We start from the raw sequence: 2,575 nt of genomic DNA, 5'->3' as shown, positions 1-2,575 counted from the left end.
GCTCTATGTCTATGCCTCGCAATTTCCCGAGCATTTTGCCGACGCCGCCGGCTATGGCTGGACGGTGCCGGAAGCCAGCTTCGACTGGCAGACGCTGGTCGCCAACAAGGATCGCGAGATCAGCCGGCTGGAGGCCATCTACGTCAGGAACGTCGAGGGCGCCGGCGGCGAGACCTTCCATTCGCGCGCCATGATCGTCGATCCGCATGTCGTGCATCTTCTGGGCGAGGATCGCACCGTCACAGCAGACCAGATCCTGATTGCTACCGGCGGCCGCCCGGCGGCGCATCCGGCGCTGCCCGGCCATGAACATTGTATCTTTTCCAACGAGGCTTTCGACCTCAAGAAACTGCCCAAGGCGATCATGATCGAGGGCGGCGGCTACATCGCCGTCGAGTTCGCCAACATTTTTCACGGTCTCGGCGTCGACACCACGCTGGTCTATCGCGGCAAGGAGATCCTGAGCCGGTTCGACATGGACCTACGGCGCATGCTGCACGAGACGATGGAAAAGAAGGGGATAAGGATCCTCTGCCATTCCGTGTCCGAATGGATCCGCAAGCGGCCGGACGGCCGGCTCGACGCGCTCGTCAGCGGCGGCGAGGTGCTGACCGTTGACCAGGTGATGCTGGCCATCGGCCGCATTCCCAACACCGAGAATATGGGCCTGGAAGGCATCGGACTGGAGATGACCAAGACTGGCGCCATCGCCGTCGACCAATATTCCCGCACCAACATCGACAACGTCTGGGCGATCGGCGACGTCACCAACCGCGTGCAGCTGACGCCGGTGGCGATCCATGAGGCGATGTGCTTCATCGAAACCGCCTTCAAGGGAAATCCGACCGCGCCCGATCACGAGACGATCGCGACCGCTGTCTTTTCACAGCCGGAGATCGGCACTGTCGGATTGTCGGAGGACGACGCCGTCAAGCGCTTCCCCGACATCGAGATCTACCGCGCGACATTCCGGCCGATGCGGCACACCCTGTCCGGGCGCGACGAGAAGATGCTGATAAAGCTGGTGGTCGATGGCGCGTCGAAAAAAGTGCTTGGCGCCCACATATTGGGGCCGGATGCCGGCGAGATGGCGCAGCTGCTCGGCATCCCGCTGAAGGCCGGCCTGACCAAGGACGATTTCGACCGTACGATGGCCGTGCATCCGACAGCGGCGGAAGAACTGGTCACCATGTACAAGCCGACCTATCGCGTGAAGGACGGCGAGCGCGTCGATTGACGGCAAATCCGGGTTGAGGAACTCCGCCGCGGCAAGGTCATGCCACGGCGGAGATAGTCGCTACAGAAGCGTGCCGCGCAGGATCACCAGCGCCACCGAAAAGTAGATCACCAGCCCGGTGACATCGACCAGCGTGGCGACGAACGGCGCCGATGCGCTGGCCGGGTCGAAGCCGATACGTTTCAAGGCGAACGGCAGCATCGACCCCGACAGCGAACCGAAGGTGACGATGCCGACCAGTGCAGCCCCCACCGTGGTAGCGATCAGCGGCCAGTGCGGGCCATAATCGTAGAAGCCCATATACTGCCACAGCGCGATGCGGCAGACGCCGACCACGCCGAGCATGGCGCCCAGCACCAAGCCGGTGGGCAGCTCGCGCAGCGCCACCCGCCACCAGTCGCCAAGACCGATCTCGCGCAACGCCAGCGCGCGGATGACCAGCGAGGTCGCCTGCGAGCCGGAATTGCCGCCGGAGCTCATGATCAGCGGGATGAACAGCGTCAGCACGATCGCCTTCTCCAACTCGCCCTCATAGCTCTGCATTGCGTTGGCCGTCAGCATCTCCGAGATGAACAGCGCGCACAGCCAGCCGCCGCGTTTCTTGATCATGGCGAGGAAGCTCATCTTCATGTACGGCTCGTCCAGCGCCTCCATGCCGCCGAAACGGTGCGCGTCCTCGGTCGTCTCCGCGACCATCGTGTCGATGATGTCGTCGATGGTGACGATGCCGAGGATCTTGCCATGGTCGACGACCGGAAGGGCGAGCAGATCGTATTTGGAGATCGTCTGCGCCAGGGTTTCGCGATCGGTCAGCGGGCCGACCGTCACCGGAAGGTGATCCGGCGCCACCGTCATGATCGGATCGTCAGGCTCACCGGTGATCAGCCGGCGCAGGCCCGTCGAGCGCACGAGCAGGTGCGTCTGCGGATCGACGATATAGATCGCGTAGACGGTTTCGCGTGTCCGCTCGACCTTGCGGATGTAGTCGAGCGTCTGCCCGACGGTCCAGTCCGAGGGCACGCTGACGAACTCCGTCGTCATGATCGATGCGGCGCTGCCTTCGGGATAGCCGAGGATGGAGAGCAGGGTTGCGCGCAGCGGCGGCGCAAGCCCGCCAAGCAGCTCGGAACGGGCCGGCTCCTCCAGCTCGCGCAGGATGTCGGCGGCCCGGTCGACCGACATGGCAGTGAGCAGCTTGCCCGCCTTGGCGCGCGGCAGCGCTTCCATGAGTTCGGACGCGCCGTCGAGTTCCGGCTGGTCGAATATCTCGACCAGACGTTCGAACGTCACTTCACAGAGCAGTTCCGTCGCGGTCTCTCGAGGCTCCCTGTTGAGGGC

Annotated in this window: 2 protein-coding genes; one reads left to right on the top strand and one right to left on the bottom strand. The window is 63.9% G+C overall.

Translation table 11 applies throughout. From position 1 onward, the window contains the following. A partial coding sequence (gene gorA / locus EN906_RS30460) for a glutathione-disulfide reductase (RefSeq protein ID WP_127375620.1) occupies positions 1-1,237 on the top strand: 1,237 nt, incomplete at its 5' end. 60 nt (positions 1,238-1,297) lie between these two features. On the opposite strand, the gene mgtE is transcribed toward gorA, so the two are convergent. Then, positions 1,298-2,575 (bottom strand): magnesium transporter (gene mgtE, locus EN906_RS30455; RefSeq protein WP_127375619.1); only part of this gene is annotated, 1,278 nt, incomplete at its 5' end.

This window comes from Mesorhizobium sp. M7A.F.Ca.CA.004.06.1.1, from assembly GCF_003999135.1.
Classification (GTDB): domain Bacteria; phylum Pseudomonadota; class Alphaproteobacteria; order Rhizobiales; family Rhizobiaceae; genus Mesorhizobium.
The sequence above is the reverse complement of the archived record's forward strand: the minus strand, read 5'-3'. Positions and strand labels throughout refer to the sequence as shown.